At 72.7% G+C, this 21,029-nt stretch carries 19 protein-coding genes; 11 read left to right on the top strand and 8 right to left on the bottom strand.

The genetic code is table 11. The annotated features are described in order from the left end of the window. Positions 1 to 45: 45 nt before the first annotated feature. The 4 genes from ilvD to ACSURM_RS16325 all read right to left on the bottom strand — a co-directional run bounded on the left by ilvD (position 46) and on the right by ACSURM_RS16325 (position 4,619). A complete protein-coding gene (gene ilvD / locus ACSURM_RS16310; RefSeq protein ID WP_436955828.1) occupies positions 46 to 1,899 on the bottom strand; it encodes a dihydroxy-acid dehydratase in 1,854 nt (617 codons plus the stop codon). A gap of 132 nt (positions 1,900 to 2,031) precedes the next feature. After that, positions 2,032 to 2,733 carry a TetR family transcriptional regulator gene (locus ACSURM_RS16315; RefSeq protein ID WP_436955830.1) on the bottom strand — a complete coding sequence of 234 codons (702 nt, stop codon included), beginning with the start codon at positions 2,731 to 2,733 and terminating at the stop codon, positions 2,032 to 2,034. Further along, on the bottom strand, positions 2,730 to 3,557 hold the full coding sequence (locus ACSURM_RS16320) for a sugar phosphate isomerase/epimerase family protein (RefSeq protein WP_436955832.1): 828 nt from the start codon (positions 3,555 to 3,557) through the stop codon (positions 2,730 to 2,732). Before ACSURM_RS16320 ends, ACSURM_RS16315 begins: the two co-directional genes overlap by 4 nt. Before the next feature lie 129 nt (positions 3,558 to 3,686). Continuing rightward, positions 3,687 to 4,619 carry a Ppx/GppA phosphatase family protein gene (locus ACSURM_RS16325; RefSeq protein ID WP_436955833.1) on the bottom strand — a complete coding sequence of 311 codons (933 nt, stop codon included), beginning with the start codon at positions 4,617 to 4,619 and terminating at the stop codon, positions 3,687 to 3,689. A gap of 155 nt (positions 4,620 to 4,774) precedes the next feature. Here ACSURM_RS16325 and ACSURM_RS16330 point away from each other — a divergent pair, with 155 nt between their 5' ends. Beyond that, positions 4,775 to 5,548: a hypothetical protein gene (locus ACSURM_RS16330; RefSeq protein ID WP_436961112.1), complete on the top strand. Its 774-nt coding sequence runs from the start codon at positions 4,775 to 4,777 to the stop codon at positions 5,546 to 5,548. Positions 5,549 to 5,663: 115 nt separating this feature from the next. Here ACSURM_RS16330 and ACSURM_RS16335 read toward each other — a convergent pair whose 3' ends face one another. After that, complete coding sequence (locus ACSURM_RS16335; protein ID WP_436955834.1) at positions 5,664 to 7,607, bottom strand: BACON domain-containing protein; 1,944 nt, start codon at positions 7,605 to 7,607, stop codon at positions 5,664 to 5,666. A 186-nt stretch (positions 7,608 to 7,793) separates the two neighbouring features. Here ACSURM_RS16335 and radA point away from each other — a divergent pair, with 186 nt between their 5' ends. Together radA and disA are read left to right on the top strand one after the other, a co-directional pair. Continuing rightward, the gene (gene radA / locus ACSURM_RS16340; RefSeq protein ID WP_436955836.1) at positions 7,794 to 9,203 is read left to right on the top strand and encodes a DNA repair protein RadA; all 1,410 of its coding nucleotides are present in this window, start codon (positions 7,794 to 7,796) and stop codon (positions 9,201 to 9,203) included. Between the two features lie 80 nt (positions 9,204 to 9,283). Beyond that, entirely contained in the window at positions 9,284 to 10,408 is a 1,125-nt protein-coding gene (gene disA, locus ACSURM_RS16345; protein WP_030781598.1) for a DNA integrity scanning diadenylate cyclase DisA, read from the top strand. Between the two features lie 128 nt (positions 10,409 to 10,536). Here disA and ACSURM_RS16350 read toward each other — a convergent pair whose 3' ends face one another. Beyond that, the gene (locus ACSURM_RS16350) at positions 10,537 to 11,373 is read right to left on the bottom strand and encodes a hypothetical protein (protein WP_436955837.1); all 837 of its coding nucleotides are present in this window, start codon (positions 11,371 to 11,373) and stop codon (positions 10,537 to 10,539) included. A 179-nt stretch (positions 11,374 to 11,552) separates the two neighbouring features. Between ACSURM_RS16350 and ACSURM_RS16355 the strand changes: the two genes are divergently transcribed. The 6 genes from ACSURM_RS16355 to ACSURM_RS16380 all read left to right on the top strand — a co-directional run bounded on the left by ACSURM_RS16355 (position 11,553) and on the right by ACSURM_RS16380 (position 16,830). Then, a complete protein-coding gene (locus tag ACSURM_RS16355) occupies positions 11,553 to 12,428 on the top strand; it encodes an A/G-specific adenine glycosylase (protein WP_436955839.1) in 876 nt (291 codons plus the stop codon). A 274-nt stretch (positions 12,429 to 12,702) separates the two neighbouring features. Continuing rightward, positions 12,703 to 13,242 carry a SigE family RNA polymerase sigma factor gene (locus tag ACSURM_RS16360; protein ID WP_436955841.1) on the top strand — a complete coding sequence of 180 codons (540 nt, stop codon included), beginning with the start codon at positions 12,703 to 12,705 and terminating at the stop codon, positions 13,240 to 13,242. Between the two features lie 41 nt (positions 13,243 to 13,283). Continuing rightward, positions 13,284 to 13,883 (top strand): hypothetical protein, encoded by a 600-nt coding sequence (locus tag ACSURM_RS16365; RefSeq protein ID WP_436955842.1) that lies wholly within the window; start codon positions 13,284 to 13,286, stop codon positions 13,881 to 13,883. Between the two features lie 38 nt (positions 13,884 to 13,921). Continuing rightward, entirely contained in the window at positions 13,922 to 14,620 is a 699-nt protein-coding gene (gene cseB / locus ACSURM_RS16370) for a two-component system response regulator CseB (RefSeq protein WP_392115562.1), read from the top strand. A gap of 10 nt (positions 14,621 to 14,630) precedes the next feature. Next, positions 14,631 to 15,983: a two-component system sensor histidine kinase CseC gene (gene cseC, locus ACSURM_RS16375; RefSeq protein WP_436955844.1), complete on the top strand. Its 1,353-nt coding sequence runs from the start codon at positions 14,631 to 14,633 to the stop codon at positions 15,981 to 15,983. A gap of 82 nt (positions 15,984 to 16,065) precedes the next feature. Then, the gene (locus ACSURM_RS16380; RefSeq protein ID WP_436955845.1) at positions 16,066 to 16,830 is read left to right on the top strand and encodes an SDR family oxidoreductase; all 765 of its coding nucleotides are present in this window, start codon (positions 16,066 to 16,068) and stop codon (positions 16,828 to 16,830) included. Between the two features lie 196 nt (positions 16,831 to 17,026). On the opposite strand, the gene ACSURM_RS16385 is transcribed toward ACSURM_RS16380, so the two are convergent. Next, positions 17,027 to 18,595 (bottom strand): MDR family MFS transporter, encoded by a 1,569-nt coding sequence (locus tag ACSURM_RS16385; protein ID WP_436955847.1) that lies wholly within the window; start codon positions 18,593 to 18,595, stop codon positions 17,027 to 17,029. Positions 18,596 to 18,720: 125 nt separating this feature from the next. Between ACSURM_RS16385 and ACSURM_RS16390 the strand changes: the two genes are divergently transcribed. After that, a complete protein-coding gene (locus ACSURM_RS16390; RefSeq protein ID WP_436955849.1) occupies positions 18,721 to 19,323 on the top strand; it encodes a TetR/AcrR family transcriptional regulator in 603 nt (200 codons plus the stop codon). Between the two features lies 1 nt (position 19,324). On the opposite strand, the gene ACSURM_RS16395 is transcribed toward ACSURM_RS16390, so the two are convergent. Then, a complete protein-coding gene (locus tag ACSURM_RS16395) occupies positions 19,325 to 19,876 on the bottom strand; it encodes a M23 family metallopeptidase (protein WP_436955851.1) in 552 nt (183 codons plus the stop codon). A 474-nt stretch (positions 19,877 to 20,350) separates the two neighbouring features. On the opposite strand from ACSURM_RS16395, the gene ACSURM_RS16400 reads away from it, so the two are divergent. Further along, positions 20,351 to 21,010, top strand: coding sequence for an HAD family acid phosphatase (locus ACSURM_RS16400; protein WP_436955853.1), 660 nt, complete (start codon positions 20,351 to 20,353; stop codon positions 21,008 to 21,010). Positions 21,011 to 21,029: the final 19 nt, after the last annotated feature.

Here is a 21,029-nt window from a genome sequence, read left to right on the forward strand (position 1 = left end):
CGAAAGGGCCGCCTCCCGGTGGAGGCGGCCCTTGTCGGTGAGCGGTCAGCCCAGGCGGGACACGTCGCGCACCGCGCCCTTGTCGGCGCTCGTGGCCATCGCGGCGTAGGCGCGCAGGGCGGCGGAGACCTTGCGGTCGCGGTTCCTCGGGGCGTAGACGCCGTTCAGGGCCTGCTCGCGGCGGGCCAGTTCGGCGTCGTCGACCAGCAGCTCGATGGTGCGGTTCGGGATGTCGATGCGGATGCGGTCGCCGTCCCGGACCAGGGCGATGGTGCCGCCGGAGGCCGCCTCGGGGGAGGCGTGGCCGATGGACAGGCCCGAGGTGCCGCCGGAGAAGCGGCCGTCGGTGACCAGGGCGCAGGTCTTGCCCAGGCCGCGGCCCTTCAGGTACGAGGTCGGGTACAGCATCTCCTGCATGCCGGGGCCGCCCTTGGGGCCCTCGTAGCGGATGACGACGACGTCGCCGTCCTTGACCTCCTGGGTGAGGATCCGCTGGACGGCCTCCTCCTGGGACTCGCAGACGACCGCCGGGCCCTCGAAGGTCCAGATCGACTCGTCCACGCCGGCCGTCTTCACCACGCAGCCGTCGACCGCGAGGTTGCCGCGCAGCACGGCCAGGCCGCCGTCCTGGGAGTACGCGTGCTCGGCGGAGCGGATGCAGCCGTTCTCCGCGTCCTCGTCGAGGGCCTCCCAGCGCTCGGACTGGGAGAAGGCCTCGGCGGAGCGGACGCAGCCGGGCGCCGCGTGCCACAGCTCGACCGCCTCGGGCGAGGGCGAGCCGCCGCGGACGTCCCAGGTCTTCAGCCAGTCGGCCAGGGAGGGGCTGTGCACGGCGTGCACGTCCTCGTTGAGCAGGCCGGCCCGGTGCAGCTCGCCCAGCAGGGCCGGGATGCCGCCGGCGCGGTGCACGTCCTCCATGTAGTACGTGCGGTCCTTGGCGACGTTCGGGGCGACCTTCGCCAGGCAGGGCACGCGGCGGGAGACGGCGTCGATCTCGTCCAGGCCGAACGGGACGCCCGCCTCCTGGGCGGCGGCCAGCAGGTGCAGGATCGTGTTGGTGGAGCCGCCCATCGCGATGTCCAGGGCCATGGCGTTCTCGAAGGCCTGGAAGGTGGCGATGTTGCGGGGCAGGACGGTGTCGTCGTCCTGCTCGTAGTAGCGGCGGGTGAGGTCCATGACCGTGCGGGCCGCGTTCTCGTACAGGGCGCGGCGGGCGGTGTGGGTGGCGAGGACCGAGCCGTTGCCCGGCAGGGACAGGCCGATGGCCTCGGTCAGGCAGTTCATCGAGTTGGCGGTGAACATGCCGGAACAGCTGCCGCAGGTCGGGCAGGCGTTCTCCTCGATGCGGAGGATGTCCTCGTCGGAGATCTTGTCGTTGACGGCGTCGGAGATCGCGTCGACCAGGTCGAGCGTGCGGACCGTGCCGTCGACCAGGGTGGCGCGGCCGGACTCCATGGGGCCGCCGGAGACGAACACCGTCGGGATGTTCAGGCGCAGGGCCGCCATCAGCATGCCCGGCGTGATCTTGTCGCAGTTGGAGATGCAGACCAGGGCGTCGGCGCAGTGGGCCTCGACCATGTACTCGACCGAGTCCGCGATCAGGTCGCGGGACGGCAGGGAGTACAGCATGCCGCCGTGGCCCATGGCGATGCCGTCGTCGACCGCGATCGTGTTGAACTCGCGCGGGATGCCGCCGGCCTCCTTGATCGCCTCGCTGACGATCCGGCCGACCGGCTGGAGGTGGGTGTGGCCGGGCACGAACTCGGTGAAGGAGTTCGCCACGGCGATGATCGGCTTCCGGCCGATGTCCGCACCGGGTACACCGGAGGCGCGCATAAGGGCGCGGGCGCCCGCCATGTTGCGACCGTGGGTGACTGTGCGGGACCTCAGCTCGGGCATCGTCGCTCGCTCCTTCAGACGGGTGTGCCTTCTGTCGAGCGTACGCCGCTCATCCAGCTGGCGGGACGAGGTGTCCGAATCCCGGGACACCTGTTTCACCAAAGGCGCCGGGCGACTCTGCCGCCCCACTCCTCACGGCGCCGTCAGATGGGTCTGTACGACGGGTGCGACGCGGGCGATGATCTGCTCCAGGTCGGCCGACGCCAGCGGCTCGAGCCTGATCACGTAGCGCAGCATGGCACAGCCCACCAGCTGGGCGGCGGCCAGTTCGGCGCGCAGCTCCGCGTCCGGCAACTCCAGCCGGGCGGCGATGCGGCGCATCAGCTGGGCGGCGACCAGGCGGCGCAGGACGGCGGCGGCCGTGTCGTTGTCGACGGCCGAGCGCACGACCGCGAGCAGCGGGGCCCGGGTGGCGGGGTCCTCCCAGACGCCGAGCACGAACCGGGTCAGCCGCTCGCCGACCTCGTCCGCCGGGCCCTCGGCGATGGCGTCGGGCGCGGCGAGCGCGGGGGCGAAGGCGACTTCGATCGCCGCCTCGAAGACCTGCTCCTTGGTGCCGAAGTAGTGGTGCACCAGCGCGGAGTCCACCCCGGCGGCCTTGGCGATGCCGCGTACGGACGTCTTCTCGTACCCGCGCGCGGAGAACTCCTCGCGGGCGGCGGCGAGGATACGGTCCCGGGTTCCGGCGGACTCGGTGCGCGGGGGGCGGCCCCGGCGGCGGGCGGGGGGACGGGGGGAGCCGTCGTCCGTCCCCGGAGGACGCGGGGCACTGCCGGCCGTCGCCGGGGGGCGGGGAGCGGTGCCGCCCGTGGCCGGGGGGCGGGGCGGGGTCATCGGCGGGGCACCCGTACCGCTGCCGCGCTCAGGTGGGTCCGGGTGAAGGCCAGGGCCTCGGCGAGGTCGGCCTCGCGCTCGGCGCCGGACATCGCGCGCCGGGTGTTGACCTCGATCACCACATGCCCGTCGAAGCCGGTGCGCACCAGGCGTTCCAGCAGCTCGGCGCAGGGCTGGGTGCCACGGCCGGGCACCAGGTGCTCGTCCTTGGCCGAGCCCCGGCCGTCGGCGAGGTGGACGTGCCCGAGCCGGTCCCCCATGCGGTCGACCATCTCCAGGGCGTCGGTGCGGGCCGTCGCCGTGTGGCTGAGGTCGATCGTGAAGTGCCGGTAGTCGTTGTTGGTGACGTCCCAGTCGGGGGCGTAGGCGAGCATCTCGCGGTCGCGGTAGCGCCAGGGGTACATGTTCTCGACGGCGAACCGCACGTCCGTCTCGTCCGCCATCCGCCAGACGCCCTCGACGAAGCCCCGGGCGTACTGCCGCTGCCAGCGGAACGGCGGGTGGACGACGACGGTGGAGGCACCGAGCTTCTCCGCCGCGGCCCGGGCCCGCGTCAGCTTCGTCCAGGGGTCGGTGGTCCACACCCGCTGGGTGATCAGCAGGCAGGGGGCGTGGACGGCCAGGATGGGGACGCCGTGGTAGTCCGACAGGCGGCGCAGCGCCTCGATGTCCTGGCTCACCGGGTCGGTCCACACCATGACCTCGACACCGTCGTAACCGAGGCGCGCGGCGATCTCGAAGGCCGTCGCCGTGGACTCCGGGTAGACGGAGGCGGTCGAGAGCGCGATGCGCACGTCCGTTGGTTCAGCCACGCTCGTCACCATACGGCGTCGGGCGGCTCGGGTGCTGTGCGCCCGTTCACCGTTGTGACGTTCGCCATTTGCCCGGCTGGGGGCGGGAGCGGGTGCGGATGGGTTTACGCGGACGCCGGGTGCTGAGCGGATGCGGGGGCGCTATGCGGAGCCCATGTGGTCGAGGCGCCGCAGGATCACGCCCTCCCGCAAGGCCCAGGGGCAGATCTCCAGTCTCTCCACGCCGAAGAGGTCCATCGCGCCCTCGGCCACCAGGGCGCCCGCGAGCAGCTGACCGGCCCTGCCCACCGACACCCCGGGGAGTGCGGCGCGCTGTTCGGCGGTCATGGCCGCGAGTTTCGGGACCCATGCCTCCAGGCTCTGGCGTTTGAGCTCCCGCTGGACGTAGAGGCCGTCGCCGCTGCGGGCGGCACCGGCGATGCGGGCGAGCTGCTTGAAGGTCTTGGAGGTGGCCACCACGTGGTCGGGGGCGCCGAAGCGGGCGAACTCGCCGACGGTGCGGGCGATCTCGGCGCGGACGTGGCGGCGCAGCGCGCGGACGTCCTCCGGGGCGGGCGGATCGCCGGGCAGCCAGCCGGCGGTGAGGCGGCCGGCGCCGAGCGGCAGGGAGACCGCCGCGTCCGGCTCCTCGTCCAGGCCGTAGGCGATCTCCAGGGAGCCGCCGCCGATGTCGAGGACCAGCAGCTTTCCGGCGGACCAGCCGAACCAGCGGCGTACGGCGAGGAAGGTGAGCCGGGCCTCCTCGGCGCCGCTGAGGACCTGGAGCCGTACGCCGGTCTTGTCGGCCACGCGGCCCAGGACGTCGTCGGCGTTGCCGGCCTCGCGGACGGCGGAGGTCGCGAACGGCAGCAGGTCCTCGACGCCCTTGTCCTCGGCGGCCTGGAGCGCGTCCTGTATGACGTCGATCAGCTTGTCTATGCCGTCGTCGCCGATGGCGCCGCTGTCGTCGAGGAGCTGGGCGAGCCGGAGTTCGACCTTGTGGGAGTGCGCGGGCAGCGGGCGCGCGCCGGGGTGGGCGTCCACCACCAGCAGATGCACCGTGTTCGAACCCACGTCCAGGACACCGAGTCTCATGTACGGAACGCTACTGCCAGAGTGACCGTCCTCGGTGTCCCCGGTGGTCCCCGGCCACTTACCCTGGACGGGTGCCAAAGACGAAAAAGGCCAAGCCCGGCAAGGCTGACAAGACCGGCAAGGTCGACAAGGCGGACAGGAAGCGCGAGTCCGCCATGGCTCCCGAGGAGGCGAGGGTGAGCGACGAGAAGGGTCTCGACTTCGCCCGCGCCTGGGTGGAGTTCCCGGACCCGGCGGACGACGAGCAGGTCTTCCGGTGCGACCTGACCTGGCTGACCTCTCGCTGGAACTGCGTCTTCGGCAGCGGCTGCCAGGGCATCCAGGCCGGCCGCGCCGACGACGGGTGCTGCTCGCTGGGTGCGCACTTCTCCGACGAGGACGACGAGAAGCGGGTGGCCGAGCACGTGGCGCGGCTCACCCCGGAGATCTGGCAGCACCACGAGGAGGGCACGCGCGGCGGCTGGATCGCGGAGGACGAGGAGGGCTCCCGGCAGACGCGGCCGTTCCAGGGCTCGTGCATCTTCCAGAACCGGCCGGGGTTCGCGGGCGGCGCGGGCTGCTCGCTGCACATCCTGGCCCTCAAGGAGGGCCGCGAGCCGCTGGAGACCAAGCCGGACGTGTGCTGGCAGCTGCCGATCCGGCGGACCTACGACTGGATCGACCGCCCGGACGACACGCGCGTGCTCCAGGTGTCCATCGGCGAGTACGACCGCCGGGGCTGGGGGCCGGGCGGCCACGACCTGCACTGGTGGTGCACCTCGGCGACCTCGGCCCACGGGGCGGGCGAGCCGGTCTACGTCTCGTACCGCGCCGAACTGACGGAACTGATGGGCAAGGCCGGCTACGACCGCCTGGTGGAACTGTGCGAACAGCGCCTGGCCTCCCAGCTCCCCCTGGTGGCACCGCACCCTGCGGATCCGGTGAGCTGACTCGGGCCTGGGGGCAGGGGGGAGCGCATCCGCCTGCCCCTGCCCACTCGGGCGGCGGGCGACCTGACCTGCTCCGCTTTTCCCGCCGCCGTCTGACTCCCGCTTTCCCCGCCGCCTAACTCCCCGAAGGGATCGGCGGATCCGTTGCGGGTGGGGGCGCGGGCGGGGTTTCCGGGGTGGGCGGGGGTGGGCTCGACGGGGGTGGGGTCGGGGACGGGGGCGGGGAGGAGCTCGTCGGCGGGGTGGTGGCGGGCGTCGACGGGGCCGGAGAGGGCGGTGTGGCCGACGGGCGCGGGGCCGGGCGGGACGGTGCCGTGCCGTAGCCGTCGATGGAGACCACCGCGCCCGCCGGAGCCACCGCCACGCGCGCGTGCCAGGGACCCGAGGGCTCGCGGAGGTGATCGACGTACACCTTGATCGTCAGCGTCCGGCCGGGGGCGAGGGTCCCCGAGGACCGGCTGAAGTACAGCCACGCGGCCGACGTGGAGACCGACCAGCGGATGTCGGACGCCCCCGCGGACGCCGTGAGGGTGATCAGCGTGGTGTCCCCGTCGTTCGCCGCGCCGACCGCCAGCCGCGCCGCGTCCCCGCGTCCCCGTCCGCCGACGTTGACGACCTCCACGGAGACATCCGCCTTGCCGTCGCTGCGCATACGCGGGCCCGCCTTGGCCCTGGTGCTCCCGGCGTTCTCGTAGGACCCGGCCGGGCCGTCGCCGAGCGCGTCGGGGCCCTGGGCCTCGCGCGCGGTCGCGGACGGGCCGTCGCCCTCCCCGGCCGGCCCGCCCCGGTACGCGGCCCACAGCGCCAGGACCGGCGCGGCGACGACCGTGGCGACCACCGTCGTCGTGACGGCCCGCGCCCGCAACCGGTCACGGCGGGCCGCCCGGTCCTTGGGGCCCATCGGGAAGCCTCGCCGGTCGAAACGGGGTACGGCCGCGCCACGCGCGCGTGGCTGATGCGCCAGGACCATGTGGAGGGCCGCGCGCGGGGCCTCCAGGACGGGCAGTTCGGCGGGGGTGACCATGGCACCGGGCCAGCGGCCGGGGACGGCGCGCTCGGCGGTACGGCGGCAGCGCGGACAGTCGTCCACGTGCCGGACCAGCTCGCGGCGCAGGGCGGCGCCCAGGACCAGCCGGCCGTCGCCGGTGAGGTGGGCCACGCCGGGGCAGCCGCCCGCCTCCACGACGGCGAGGGCCGCGCGGGTGCGCTCGACCTCGCAGGCGGCGGAAGCGAGCAGCTCGCGCGCGGCGGCGGGCTGCATGCCGAGGACGGCGGCGACCTCGTGGGCGGTGAGGTGGTGGCGGACGGCGAGTTCCAGGGCCTCGCGCTGCTCGGGGGTGGTGCCGGCCGCCTCCGGCCAGGCCAGCAGGGCGAGTTCACGGCGCCGCGGCTCCTCGGCATCCGGCGCGAGAGCCGCCGCCTCCGGGACGCCGTTCCCGGCCCCGTTCCCGGCCCCGTTCCCGATCCCCTTCCCACCCCCTCTCCCGACGCTTCTGCCGATACCGACACCGACACCAGCGCCGGTCCCGGCTCCAGCAGTACTCGCGCCGAGCGGCCCCCCTGCGCCTCCGCCCGCCCGGACGCCGCCCGCCGCCGCGGCCCCTCTCCCCGCGCCCCGCTCCGCTCCGCCCCGTCCGGCCGCGTGCGTGCCCTGGCGTTTCTGCTTGGGGTCGGCCAGTCTGCGCAGGCACGCCCAGCGGGACAGGGCGTACAGCCAGGCTCTGAGGTCGTCGGCGTCCCCGGGGAGGCGGTGGCGGCGCCGCTCGGCCACCGTGAGGGCGTCGGCGAGGGCGGCGGTGGCCGCGTCGTGGTCGCACAGCACCGACAGACAGTAGGTGAACAGGCCGTCCAGATACGGCTCGTAGCGAGTCGGCTGGCGCTGGGCGATGGCGCGCGCGGCGGCGCGGTCGCGCGCCTCACGGGCCTCGCGTGCTTGTCGAGCCTCATGGGCCTCGCCCGCTCTTCCAGCCTCACGGGCCTCTCGTCGTGCGTCACACGCCTCGCTGTGCGCCTGGCGCGCCCCCGTCGTGCGGGTGGTGGTCTCCGGGCTGCTGCTCATCACCCGTGCGACCGTAGGCGTCAGTGGAGTGCTCGTTCCGGAACCTTGAGCAGTTTTAATCCATACGGGTGAAACGATCCCTCATAAGGGGACAGGAACGCTTTGTTCCAGGGCCGATCCGGTAGGCAGCGGCCGGGAAGTGATCGCTCCCGCCGCGTTGTCAGTGCCGCGGGCTACGGTTTGCGCATGGCTGCCCGTACCAAGACCACCAAGGACCGCCCGTCGTACCGCTGCACGGAGTGCGGCTGGCAGACGGCGAAGTGGCTCGGCCGCTGCCCCGAATGCCAGGCGTGGGGCACGGTCGAGGAGTACGGCGCGCCCGCGGTCCGCACGACGGCGCCGGGCCGGGTGAGCACCTCCGCGCTGCCCATCGGCCAGGTCGACGGCCGGCAGGCCACCGCCCGCTCCACCGGCGTGCCCGAGCTGGACCGGGTGCTCGGCGGCGGTCTCGTGCCCGGCGCGGTGGTCCTGCTCGCGGGCGAGCCGGGCGTCGGCAAGTCCACCCTGCTGCTGGACGTGGCCGCCAAGTCGGCGAGCGCCGAGCACCGCACCCTCTATGTCACCGGCGAGGAGTCCGCGAGCCAGGTGCGGCTGCGCGCCGACCGCATCGGCGCCCTGGACGACCATCTGTACCTGGCGGCGGAGACCGACCTGGCCGCCGTCCTCGGCCACCTGGACGAGGTCAAGCCGTCCCTGCTGATCCTCGACTCGGTGCAGACGGTCGCCTCGCCCGAGATCGACGGCGCGCCCGGCGGGATGGCGCAGGTCCGGGAGGTGGCCGGCGCCCTGATCCGCGCCTCCAAGGAGCGCGGCATGTCCACGCTGCTGGTGGGCCACGTCACCAAGGACGGCGCCATCGCCGGCCCCCGTCTCCTGGAACACCTGGTGGACGTCGTCCTGCACTTCGAGGGCGACCGGCACGCGCGCCTGCGCCTGGTGCGGGGCGTGAAGAACCGGTACGGGGCGACGGACGAGGTCGGCTGCTTCGAGCTGCACGACGAGGGCATCATCGGCCTCGCCGACCCCAGCGGCCTGTTCCTGACCCGCCGCGCCGAGCCGGTGCCGGGCACCTGCCTGACCGTCACCCTGGAGGGCCGCCGCCCGCTGGTGGCCGAGGTGCAGGCGCTGACCGTGGACTCGCAAATCCCTTCTCCCCGGCGCACGACGTCCGGCCTGGAGACCTCGCGGGTGTCGATGATGCTCGCCGTGCTGGAGCAGCGCGGCCGGATCAGCGCGCTCGGCAAGCGGGACATCTACTCCGCGACGGTCGGCGGGGTGAAGCTGTCGGAGCCCGCCGCCGACCTCGCCGTCGCGCTCGCCCTGGCCTCCGCGGCCAGCGACACCCCGCTGCCGAAGAACCTGGTGGCGATCGGCGAGGTGGGCCTGGCCGGCGAGGTCAGACGGGTCACGGGGGTGCAGCGCAGGCTCGCCGAGGCGCACCGGCTGGGCTTCACACACGCCCTCGTGCCGTCCGATCCGGGGAAGGTGCCGCCCGGCATGAAGGTGCTGGAGGTCGCCGACATAGGGGACGCGCTGCGGGTTCTGCCGCGCTCCCGTCGCCGAGAGGCCCCACGGGAGGCGGAGGAGCGCCGGTAGACTTTGCCCTGGTCTCGCCCGTCCGTACGAACCGAGTGCGGGTGCGGGGGCGCGTCAGAACCTGCGACCGGAGGAGTGCAGTGGCAGCCAACGACCGGGCAGCGGCTCCCGGCAAGTCCGGTGGGAGTGCCGGTTCCGATGGTCTGATGCGCGCCTCGCTGAGCGCCGTGGCGCCGGGTACGCCCCTGCGGGACGGCCTGGAGCGGGTTCTGCGCGGCAACACCGGCGGTCTCATCGTCCTCGGCTCGGACAAGACGGTCGAGGCGATGTGCACGGGCGGGTTCGTGCTGGACGTCGAGTTCACGGCCACCCGGCTGCGGGAGCTGTGCAAGCTGGACGGCGGCATCGTGCTGTCGTCGGACCTGTCGAAGATCCTGCGCGCGGGCGTCCAGCTGGTGCCGGACCCGACGATCCCCACGGAGGAGACGGGCACGCGGCACCGCACGGCGGACCGGGTGAGCAAGCAGGTCGGCTTCCCGGTGGTCTCGGTCTCCCAGTCGATGCGGCTGATCGCCCTGTACGTGGACGGTCAGCGGCGCGTCCTGGAGGACTCGGCGGCGATCCTCTCCCGCGCGAACCAGGCGCTGGCCACGCTGGAGCGGTACAAGCTGCGGCTGGACGAGGTCGCGGGCACGCTGTCGGCGCTGGAGATCGAGGACCTGGTGACGGTCCGGGACGTCTCGGCGGTCGCGCAGCGGCTGGAGATGGTCCGCCGGATCGCCACCGAGATCGCCGAGTACGTGGTCGAGCTGGGCACCGACGGCCGGCTTCTCGCGCTCCAGCTCGAGGAGTTGATCGCGGGCGTCGAGCCGGACCGCGAGCTGGTCGTCCGCGACTATGTGCCCGAGCCGACGGCCAAGCGCTCCCGCACGGTCGAGGAGGCGCTGGCCGAGCTGGACGCGCTGACCCACGCGGAGCTGCTGGAACTGGGCACGGTGGCGCGTGCGCTGGGCTACACCGCGTCGCCCGAGTCGCTGGACTCGGCGGTCTCGCCGCGCGGCTTCCGGCTGCTGGCGAAGGTGCCGCGGCTGCCGGGCGCGATCATCGACCGGCTGGTGGAGCACTTCGGGGGCCTGCAGAAGCTGCTGGCCGCGAGCGTGGACGACCTGCAGACCGTGGACGGCGTGGGCGAGGCACGGGCGCGCAGCGTACGGGAGGGGCTGTCGCGGCTGGCCGAGTCGTCGATCCTGGAGCGGTACGTCTGAGGATTCGGCCGGGCGCCTGAGAGCTCGGGTCTGCCCGGTCGCTCGGCGGCTGCGGGTTCGTTGTGGTCGCTCGCGCCCACGCGGCGGAGCCGCACGGTGCCACGGCCCCGCGCCCCTTCGGGGCGCCCTCAGTCCGCCGACAGTACGAACGACGCCTGGAGCTTGCCGTGGCCGGGGGCCTTGGCCTCCAGCAGGTAGGTGCCGGGCTTGGCCGGGCCGCCGACCGGGGTGCCGCAGCGGGCGGCGCTCGGCTTGCGGTCCCACTCGACGGTGTAGGTGATGCTCTGGCCGGCCGGCACCCGGAAGGCCAGGCTGCCCGGGCCCTTGGGGCAGTCGTCCGAGGACCAGAAGGTGTCGTCGCCGTCCGCCGGGGTGATCGTCAACACCGCGCGGCCCGGGCCGAGATCGACCTTGCAGTCCGCCGACGAGCCGTTCCTCGCGGTGAGTTCGAAGGTCGGGGTCTGGTCCGGCGAGTAGGAGTTGCGCACGCTGCGCAGGCTCAACTCCACCGCGCCGGACGGGCAGTCGGGCAGCGTGGAGGATCCGGGGAGCGCGTCGCCCGCGGCGACGGCGACACCGGAACCCGCACCCGCACCGGAGGAACCGGCCGAGCCGGAGGAACCACCGGCGCCGGACGAGCCGCCGGAGCCGCCGGACGACCCCGTCGCGCCGCCGTCGGAGCCCCCGGAGCCCGTGCCGCCGCCGGTGCCGCCGCCGCCCGACTCGTCGCGTCCGCCCGGGTGTTGGCTGATCGCGGGGCCGGACTGGCTCGGTCCGGGCGTGATGACGTGCGTGGGGTTCTTGCCGTCGGATCCGGTGGTGTCCTTCTTGCCGCCCCCGCCACCGGTGGTGACGATCAGCGTGATCACGAGCGCCAACAGGGCGACCACGGACAGCAGTACGACCCTCCGACGCCAGTAGATGGAGGAGGGAAGCGGCCCGACCGGATTGCGCAGAGATCCCACGCGGAAACTGTACGAGAGATCGCCGCGCTTGCTCGCGTCACCCGCCGCGCCGACGTGAACTTTTCCGGATCATCATTCCGGTAACTGCGGTGGGCGGCACGGTTTTTCATATTTCGCCACGCTCGGTGACCGCGCCCTCACGCCCGATGCCCGGCCACCCGTGGCAGGATCGAAGGGCCATGACTGAGAAGCTCCACGCCCCCGTGATCGCCTGGTTCGACGCCCATGCCCGTGACCTCCCCTGGCGCCGCCCGGAGGCGGGCCCGTGGGGCGTGATGGTCAGCGAGTTCATGCTCCAGCAGACCCCGGTGAACCGGGTCCTGCCCGTCTACGAGGAATGGCTGGCCCGCTGGCCGCGCCCCGCCGACCTGGCGAAGGAGGCACCGGGCGAGGCGGTGCGCGCCTGGGGCCGGCTCGGCTACCCGCGCCGGGCCCTGCGGCTGCACGGTGCCGCCGTCGCCATAACGGAGCGGCACGGCGGGGACGTGCCGACGGACCACGCGCAGCTGCTGGCGCTGCCCGGGATCGGCGAGTACACGGCGGCGGCCGTCGCCTCGTTCGCGTACGGGCAGCGGCACGCGGTGCTGGACACCAATGTGCGGCGGGTGATCGCGCGGGCGGTGACCGGGGTGCAGTACCCGCCGAACGCGACCACGGCCGCCGAGCGGCGCCTGGCGCGGGAGCTGCTGCCCGCGGACGAGCGGACCGCCGCGCGCTGGGCCGCCGCCTCCATGGAGCTGGGCGCGCTGGTGTGCACGGCGAAGAACGAGGGGTGCGGGCGGTGCCCGATCGCCGGGCAGTGCGCCTGGCGGCTGGCGGGCAAGCCGGAGCACTCCGGACCGCCGCGGCGCGGACAGACGTACGCCGGCACGGACCGGCAGGTGCGCGGCAAGCTGCTGGCCGTGCTGCGGGAGGCGCTCGCGCCGGTGCCGCAGACGGTGCTGGACCGGGTGTGGCACGAGCCGGTGCAGCGGGCCCGCGCGCTGGACGGGCTGGTCGCGGACGGTCTGGTGGAGCCGCTGCCCGGCGGCCTGTACCGGCTGCCGCTCGGCTGACGCACAGCCAGGTCACAGTCCTCCGGCGTCCGTTACGAAGGATCCGACGCGGCAAAACCTCCCATAATGGGACGTAACTTCCGCACACCCTTCCCCGTCGCCGCTTCCGTTACACAACCGACGGATAGCCGATTGCCGGCCGCAGGCTGGTCCGCACAGCCCCGTGACAACCACTCCGTAGCTTCTTCTCCGTGCCCGGCGGACCACCGGGCGCGGGGACAGCGGGACTTCCGGCACGAGCCGGAGGCACGACGGGGAACGGAGGCGGTTGATCATGTCGCAGGGCGAGGTGCTCGAGTTCGAGGAGTACGTCCGCACCCGGCAGGACGCGCTGCTGCGCAGCGCCCGCCGGCTGGTCCCGGACCCGGTCGACGCCCAGGACCTGCTGCAGACCGCGCTGGTGCGGACGTACGGCCGCTGGGAGGGCATAGCCGACAAGCGGCTCGCCGACGCCTATCTGCGCCGGGTCATGATCAACACGCGGACCGAGTGGTGGCGGGCGCGCAAGCTGGAAGAGGTGCCGACCGAGCAGCTGCCGGACGCCTCCGTCGACGACTCCACCGAGCAGCACGCCGACCGGGCCCTGCTGATGGACGTCTTGAAGGTGCTCGCACCGAAGCAGCGCAGTGTCGTGGTGCTGCGACACTGGGAGCAGATGTCCACAGAGGAGACGGCCGCGGCCCTCGGCATGTCGGCCGGTACGGTCAAGAGCACGCTGCACCGGGCGCTCGCCCGGCTCCGGGAGGAGCTGGAGGCCCGCGATCTGGACGCACGCGCGCTGGAGCGTGAGGAGCGGGAGCGTTGCGCGGCCTGACCGGGGCCGGACCCGAAGGGGTCCGAAGAAGTTCACAGGCGGTGATCGCGGTGGGGACCGCGCTCGCCGCCCTCGCCCTTTTCCTCGCCGCCTGCGGCAGCGGGGGCACCGGTGCCCGGGACGAGGGCCCGGCGCACGCCTCGGCCGCGGCGGTGGCCGGCGCCTCCCCCTCCGCGAGCGCCTTCGGCAAGTTCCGGCGGGTGGACGCCGTGGCGCTGCTCAAACGCGACCCCCAGGTGTCCCCGGCGGTCAAACGCGAGCTGAAGCCGTGCGACGGCGACGACTACCAGGTGGACGTCTCGTACGGCGATCTCACCGACGCCCCGGTGGACGACGTCGTCATCAACGTGATGACGTGCGCGGACTGGGTCGGCATCGGCTCGTACGTGTACCGGGACGACGACGGCGTGTTCAAGAACGTCTTCAAGAGCGAGGAGTCCCCGGTCTACGCGGAGATCGACCGCGGCGCCCTGTCGGTGACCAGGCAGTATTACGAGCAGGACGACCCGATCTCCAGCCCGTCCGGGGACATCGTGACCCCCTACACCTGGAAGGCCGGGCGGTTCGTCCCCGGCAAACCCACCCGCAACGAGTACGGCAAGTCCGCCGACGGGTCCCCGCGGCCCGTGCCGAGCACCTGATCCCCCACACGCACACCACGAGGACTGAGAGCACCGGGATGGCAGACCAGACCCACGTCCTGTTCGTCGAGGACGACGACGTCATCCGCGAGGCCACCCAGCTCGCCCTGGAGCGGGACGGCTTCGCGGTCACCGCGATGCCCGACGGCCTGTCGGGCCTGGAGGCGTTCCGGGCGAACCGTCCCGACATCGCCCTGCTGGACGTCATGGTGCCGGGCCTGGACGGGGTCAGCCTGTGCCGGCGGATCCGGGACGAGTCCACCGTGCCGGTGATCATGCTGTCGGCGCGCGCCGACTCCATCGACGTCGTCCTCGGCCTGGAGGCGGGCGCCGACGACTACGTGACCAAGCCGTTCGACGGTGCCGTGCTGGTCGCCCGGATCCGCGCCGTGCTGCGCCGCTTCGGGCACGCCGGCGGGGAGCGGGCGCAGGAGTCCGGGGACGCGGTCACCGGCACGCTGGCCTTCGGGGACCTGGAGATCGACACCGACGGCATGGAGGTACGGCGGGCCGGGCGGCCGGTGGCGCTCACCCCGACCGAGATGCGGCTGCTGCTGGAGTTCTCCTCCGCGCCGGGCACCGTGCTCTCCCGCGACAAGCTGCTGGAACGCGTGTGGGACTACGGCTGGGGCGGGGACACCCGGGTCGTGGACGTGCACGTCCAGCGGCTGCGGCAGAAGATCGGCCAGGACCGGATCGAGACGGTCCGCGGCTTCGGCTACAAACTGAAGGCCTGAGCGGGGCGGTATGCGGGGGATCCTGCGGCATCCGGTCCGGCGCATGGAGCGCGCGGGACTGCGTACGGGGCTCAGATGGAAGCTGAGCGCGGCGATCGCGCTGGTGGCCGGTCTGGTGGCGGTCGTGCTCAGCCTGGTCGTGCACAACGCGGCCCGGGTCTCGATGCTGGACAACGCGCGCGAGCTGGCCAACGACCGGCTGGTGCTGGCCCAGCGCAATTACGAGCTGAACCGGGGACCGGTCTTCCCCTATGTCAAGGTGGACGACCCCGAGCTGCCGGACGCGCTGCGCGAGACCGTCGGGCGCAGCCGGCGGGCCAGTGACGTCTCCCGGCACGGCGAGGACCCGGACATCTGGGCGGCCGTGCCGGTCAAGGGCGGGCACGTGCTGTCCGTGCACATGCACCTGCCCGACCGCAGCGTCGACATGCTCCGGGACCTGGACCAGGCCCTGGTCATCGGCTCGGTCGCGGTGGTGCTCGGCGGCAGCGCGCTCGGCGTGCTGATCGGCGGCCAGCTGTCCCGCCGGCTGCGCAAGGCCGCAGCGGCGGCGAACCGGGTCGCCAAGGGCGAGACCGACGTGCGGGTGCGGGAGGCCATCGGCGGGGTCGTACGGGACGAGACCGACGATCTGGCGCGCGCGGTGGACGCCATGGCGGACGCGCTGCGGCAGCGGCTGGAGGCCGAGCGGCGGGTCACGGCCGACATCGCGCACGAACTGCGCACTCCGGTGACCGGGCTGCTGACGGCGGCCGAGCTGCTGCCGCCCGGCCGGCCCACGGAGCTGGTCCTGGACCGGGCCAAGGCGATGCGCACGCTGGTCGAGGACGTCCTGGAGGTGGCCCGCCTGGACAGCGCCTCGGAGCGAGCGGAACTCCAGGACATCATGCTGGGCGAGTTCGTGGCGCGCCGGGTGGCGGCCAAGGACCCGGACGTCGCCGTGCACGTGGTGCACGAGTCGGAGGTCACCACCGACCCGCGGCGGCTGGAGCGGGTGCTGTTCAACCTGCTCGCCAACGCCGCCCGGCACGGCCGGCCGCCGATCGAGGTCAGCGTGGAGGGCCGGGTCATCCGGGTGCGCGACCACGGCCCCGGCTTCCCCGAGAAGCTGCTGGCCGAGGGGCCGAGCCGGTTCCGCACCGGCAGCGAGGACCGCGCGGGACAGGGCCACGGGCTGGGGCTGACCATCGCGGCCGGCCAGGCCCGGGTGCTCGGTGCCCGGCTGACCTTCCGCAACGTACGCCCCGTCGGCACGCCCGCCGAGCAGCCCGCGGAGGGCGCGGTGGCCGTCCTGTGGCTGCCGGAGCACGCCCCGACCAACACGGGCAGCTATCCGGTACTGCCGGTGTCCGGCGCGGGCTAGCGCGTCGGGGGCGCGGAATACCGCCGGGAGCGGGCCGGTTGATCACGGTCGACCCGGTCCGCCCACGGAAACGGAGCCCCCGATGAGCAGTCGCGTCCCCTCCCCCGACCCCGGGCCCGTGCCGGGTGCCCCGGCGCTGCGGGGGCGCACCGTGGTCCTGATCGGCGGGGGTTCGGGCATCGGGCTGCGGGTGGCGCACCAGGTCGTGGCGGCGGGTGCCGAGGTGGTGCTCGGCGGGCGGACACCGGCCCGGCTGGCCGACGCCGCGCGGCGGCTGGGACCGGCGGCCTCCTGGCGGACCGTGGACATCACCGACCGGGCGTCGCTGGCCGCGTTCTTCGCGCCGCTGGAGCGGGTGGACCACCTGTTCACGTCCGCCGCCTCCTACCGGGTGGGCCCGATGCTGGAGTTGAGCGACAAGGATGCCGAGAGCCCGTTCGTCTCCAAGTTCTGGGGGCAGTACCACGCCGTCCGGCACGCCGCGCCGAAGCTGGCCGCCGACGGCTCGGTGGTCCTGATGTCCGGCGCGGCCGGGGCCCGCCCGCCGGCGCCCGCGCCCGCCTACGCGGCCTGCAACGCGGCGATCGAGGGGCTGGGGCGCGGCCTGGCGGTCGAGCTGGCGCCGGTCCGGGTCAACGTCGTCTCGCCCGGCACCGTCGACGGCAACCTGTGGGCGGGCCGTCCCGCCGCGGACCGGGAGGCCGCGTTCGCGCAGTACCGCGGGGACACGCTGCTGCACCGGCTCGGCACGGAGGACGAGATCGCGCAGGCCGTGGTGTTCCTGTTCACCAACGGCTTCACGACCGGCTCGACGCTGTATCCCGACGGCGGCTACACACTGCGCTGACCCGCCCGGCGCCGCGAGGGGCACCTCGGGTCTCCGGCGCCCTCGGAGACGACAGAAGCACCGGGAAGACGGCCGAAGGCCCCGGTGGCGGACACGCACCGGGGCCTTCGGGACCGGGGCCGGCAAGACCGGGGCCTCGGTCGGCGGGGCGGCTGAGGCGGGCACGAGCCCGCCGGAGCCTCCCGGGCCGGAAGGGTCAGAGGGCCTCGGCCATCGGCTGCGGTGCCGCGTCGGCACCCTCACCGGCCGCCTTCGGACCGCCCTTCAGCGGCACCTCCTTGACGAACAGGGCCGCGATCAGCACCGGCACCGCGACCAGGGCGCCGAGCAGGAACGCGGAGTGCGTTCCCGAGGACACCGCGTGCTGGTACGCCTCGCGGGCCGCCGCCGGCAGCTTGGCCAGGCTGTCCGCGTCCAGTTGCGCCGACTGGGCGGTCATCTTCGCGCCGACCGCACCGGCCCGCTCGGCCATGACGTCCTGGACGCGGTGGTTGAACAGCGCGCCCATGATGGCGACGCCGAAGGAGGAACCGAGCGTACGGAACAGGGTGGACGAGGACGAGGCCACGCCCATGTCCTTCATCTGCACGCTGTTCTGCGCGACCAGCATGGTGATCTGCATCAGGCAGCCCATGCCCGCGCCGACCACGGCCATGTAGACGCCGGAGGTGAACCGGCTCGTGCCGGTGTCCATCGTCGACAGCAGGTACAGACCGGCGATCATCAGGACGCCGCCGGCGATCGGGAAGATCTTGTACCGGCCGCTGTTGGTGGTGATCCGCCCCGCGACCATCGAGGTCAGGAGCATCGCGCCGAGCATCGGCAGGAGCAGCAGACCGGAGTTGGTGGCGGACGCGCCCTGCACGGCCTGCTGGTACAGCGGCAGGAAGAGGGTGGCGCCGAACATCACGAAGCCGGTGATGAAGCCGATGACGGCCATCAGGGTGAAGTTGCGGCTCTTGAAGATGTGCAGCGGCACCACCGGCTCGGCGGCCTTGGTCTGCCAGAACACGAACCCGATCAGCGCGGCCACGCCGATGCCGGTCAGCTCCATGATCCGCGCGGAGGTCCAGGCGTACTCGGTGCCGCCCCAGGTGGTGACCAGCACGATCGCGGTGATGCCGACGGTCAGCAGGACGACGCCCAGGTAGTCGATGCCCGCCTTGGACCGCTTCTTCGGCAGCTGGAGCACGACGGTGACCAGCGCGAGGGCGATCGCGCCCAGCGGCAGGTTGATGTAGAAGGCCCAGCGCCAGCCCCAGTTGTCGGTGATGGTGCCGCCGACCAGCGGGCCGCCGATCATGGCCAGCGCCATGACGCCGGCCATCATGCCCTGGTACTTGCCCCGCTCCCGGGGCGGCACCAGGTCGCCGATGATCGCCATGACGCCGACCATGAGACCGCCGGCGCCGAGTCCCTGCACCGCCCGGAACCCGATCAGCTGGCCCATGTCCTGGGCCATGCCGCTCAGCGCCGAGCCGATGAGGAAGATCACGATGGAGCCGAGGAAGGCTCCCTTGCGCCCGTACATGTCGCCGACCTTGCCCCAGACCGGCGTGGAGGCCGCGGTGGCGAGGGTGTAACCGGTGACGACCCAGGAGAGGTGCTCCAGGCCGCCCAGGTCGCCCACGATCGTGGGCATCGCCGTGCCGACGATCATGTTGTCGAGCATCGCGAGCATCATCGCGATCATGAGCGCGAGCAGGACCGCTCGCACACTTCGGGGGCGTTTGCCCGCTATAACGCCTTCTGCCGTGTCCGCCATCGTCTTCCGTTTCCCCCCGGGGCATACTTACTTGCCGCCCGGCTAGTTCTCAGTACACTGGGACGGTAGAGGGATCACTAGCCGGGCGTCAAGTAAGTTTCCGTGGGGGCCCGAGGAGTACGAGGATGGGCGGCACCATGGACGGCACCAAGCAGCAGCGCCGCGGCAACACCCGCCAGCGCATCCAGGACGTTGCCCTCGAGCTCTTCGCGGAGCAGGGATACGAGAAGACCTCCCTGCGGGAGATCGCCGAGCGCCTCGACGTCACCAAGGCGGCGCTGTACTACCACTTCAAGACGAAGGAAGAGATCATCGTCAGCCTCTTCGAGGACCTGACGAAGCCGATCGAAGACCTGATCGAGTGGGGCGGACGGCAGCCGGGCACCCTGGAGACCAAAGAGGAGATCATCCGCCGCTACAGCGAGGCGCTCGCGGGCGCGGAACCCCTCTTCCGCTTCATGCAGGAGAACCAGGCGACGGTCCGCGAACTGCGCATCGGCGACACCTTCAAGGACCGGATGCGCATGCTGCGGGACATCCTCATCAACCCCGACGCGGAACTGGTGGACCAGGTCCGCTCGGTCAGCGCGATGTTCACGCTGCACGCCGGGATGTTCGTGATGCAGGACGTCGAAGGCGACCCCGAGAAGAGGCGCGAGGCCGTTCTCGAAGTCGCCTTGGACATGATCCGGCAGGCGCATGAGCACGCCTGCCGGAAGGAGGACTAGGTCAGACCTTCACACCGTGGGCGCGCAGGAACACGGCCGGGTTGACGGCGGAGCCGTAGTTCGGGGTGGTGCGGATCTCGAAGTGCAGGTGGGGACCGGTGGAGTTGCCGGTGGAGCCGGACAGCGCGATGTGCTGGCCGGTCGCCACGACCTGGCCGATCCGCACGTCGATGCGGGACAGGTGCGCGTACTGCGAGTAGGTGCCGTTGCCGTGCTTGATGACGATGGCGTTGCCGTACGCCGGGCCGTCACCGGCGCCGTTGGGGCCGGCCTTGACGACGGTGCCACCGTGCACGGCGACGACCTCGGTGCCGGTCGGTACGGCGAAGTCCTGGCCGCTGTGCTTGGCGACCCAGTGGCTGCCGGCCTGCATGTAGCCGGCGGAGAGCGTGTAGTGCTTCACCGGGTCGACCCAGGAAGTGGCGGACGCGGTGGCGGCGCTCGCGACCCCGGTGCCCAGGACGGCCGTGGCGCCGAAACCGGCGGCCAGGACGGCCACGCGGGTGCGGAGCGAGGACGTACGGGCGGAGCGGGACGTGAAGCGTCGGAACATCGTGACCTCGTGAATTCGGGGACTGGTCGGCCACCCGGTGCACGGACGTCCACGAGGACATCCACCGGAGCGGCCATTACTTGGTAACCGAGCACCCCGAAGCCTGACAAAGGGCCCATCTACGGCGACGAGTAGTAGATGCCCTTCATAAAGGGCAATTCCCGGCACGCGCCCCACTCGGCGGGCACCACTCCTGACGTCGGAGTTCCCTTCACCTTCCCCCGCGATTTCGAGGGCAAAAGTCCCTTTTATCCGCCTATTTCCATCCACCGGGCGCCTTAGTAGGTGACGTACGTCCTGTGCGGCACATCACCGGTCGGATAACCCGGCGAGCACGGAATTGTGACGCAGACCTCTATCTACCTACCGTCCGGTAACCCTACGGTTCCTCTCGCGCCATCCTCGGCTCAGATCATGCCCCTGACATTCAGGACGCGCACGGACGCGCGTCCGGACGTGAGAGGACCCCCACCGATGACCAGACGCCCCTGGGCGCGCCGCAGCTCCGTGACCGCCGTCTCCGTGGCCGCGCTGGCCGCCCTGGCCGTACAGACCGCCCCGGCCGTGCAGGCGGCGGACGGCACGGCGACGGCCCCGGCCCGCGCCGCGGCCACCGCCCCGGCCGCCGCCTCGGCCGCGAAGGTCGACTACGCCACTTGGCAGAAGGACTGCCAGGCGGTCATGGACCAGGCCCTGCCGTACCTGAAGCAGCGCATCGCCGCCGCCCGGCCCGGCGAGAAGCAGGCGATCGTCCTCGACATAGACAACACCGCGCTGGAGACCGACTTCGGCTTCAGCTACCCCCAGCCGGCCAACCGGCCCGTCCTGGACGCCGCCCGCTACGCCCAGGAGCACGGCGTCTCCCTCTTCTTCGTCACCGCCCGCCCCGGCGTCCTGTACTGGCCCACCGAGTACAACCTCGAACACGACGGCTACGAGGTCTCCGGCCTGCACGTCCGCGGCCTCACCGACCTCTTCAAGGACGTCGCCGCCTACAAGACCGCCCAGCGCGTCGGCATCGAGAACGACGGCTACACGATCATCGCCAACATCGGCAACAACGCCACGGACCTCTCCGGCGGCCACGCCGAGAAGACGTTCAAGCTGCCCGACTACGACGGCCAGTTGTCGTAACGCGCGCCGCGCACGCTTG

Source organism: Streptomyces sp. SudanB182_2057 (genome assembly GCF_964272715.1).
GTDB lineage: Bacteria > Actinomycetota > Actinomycetes > Streptomycetales > Streptomycetaceae > Streptomyces > Streptomyces rubradiris.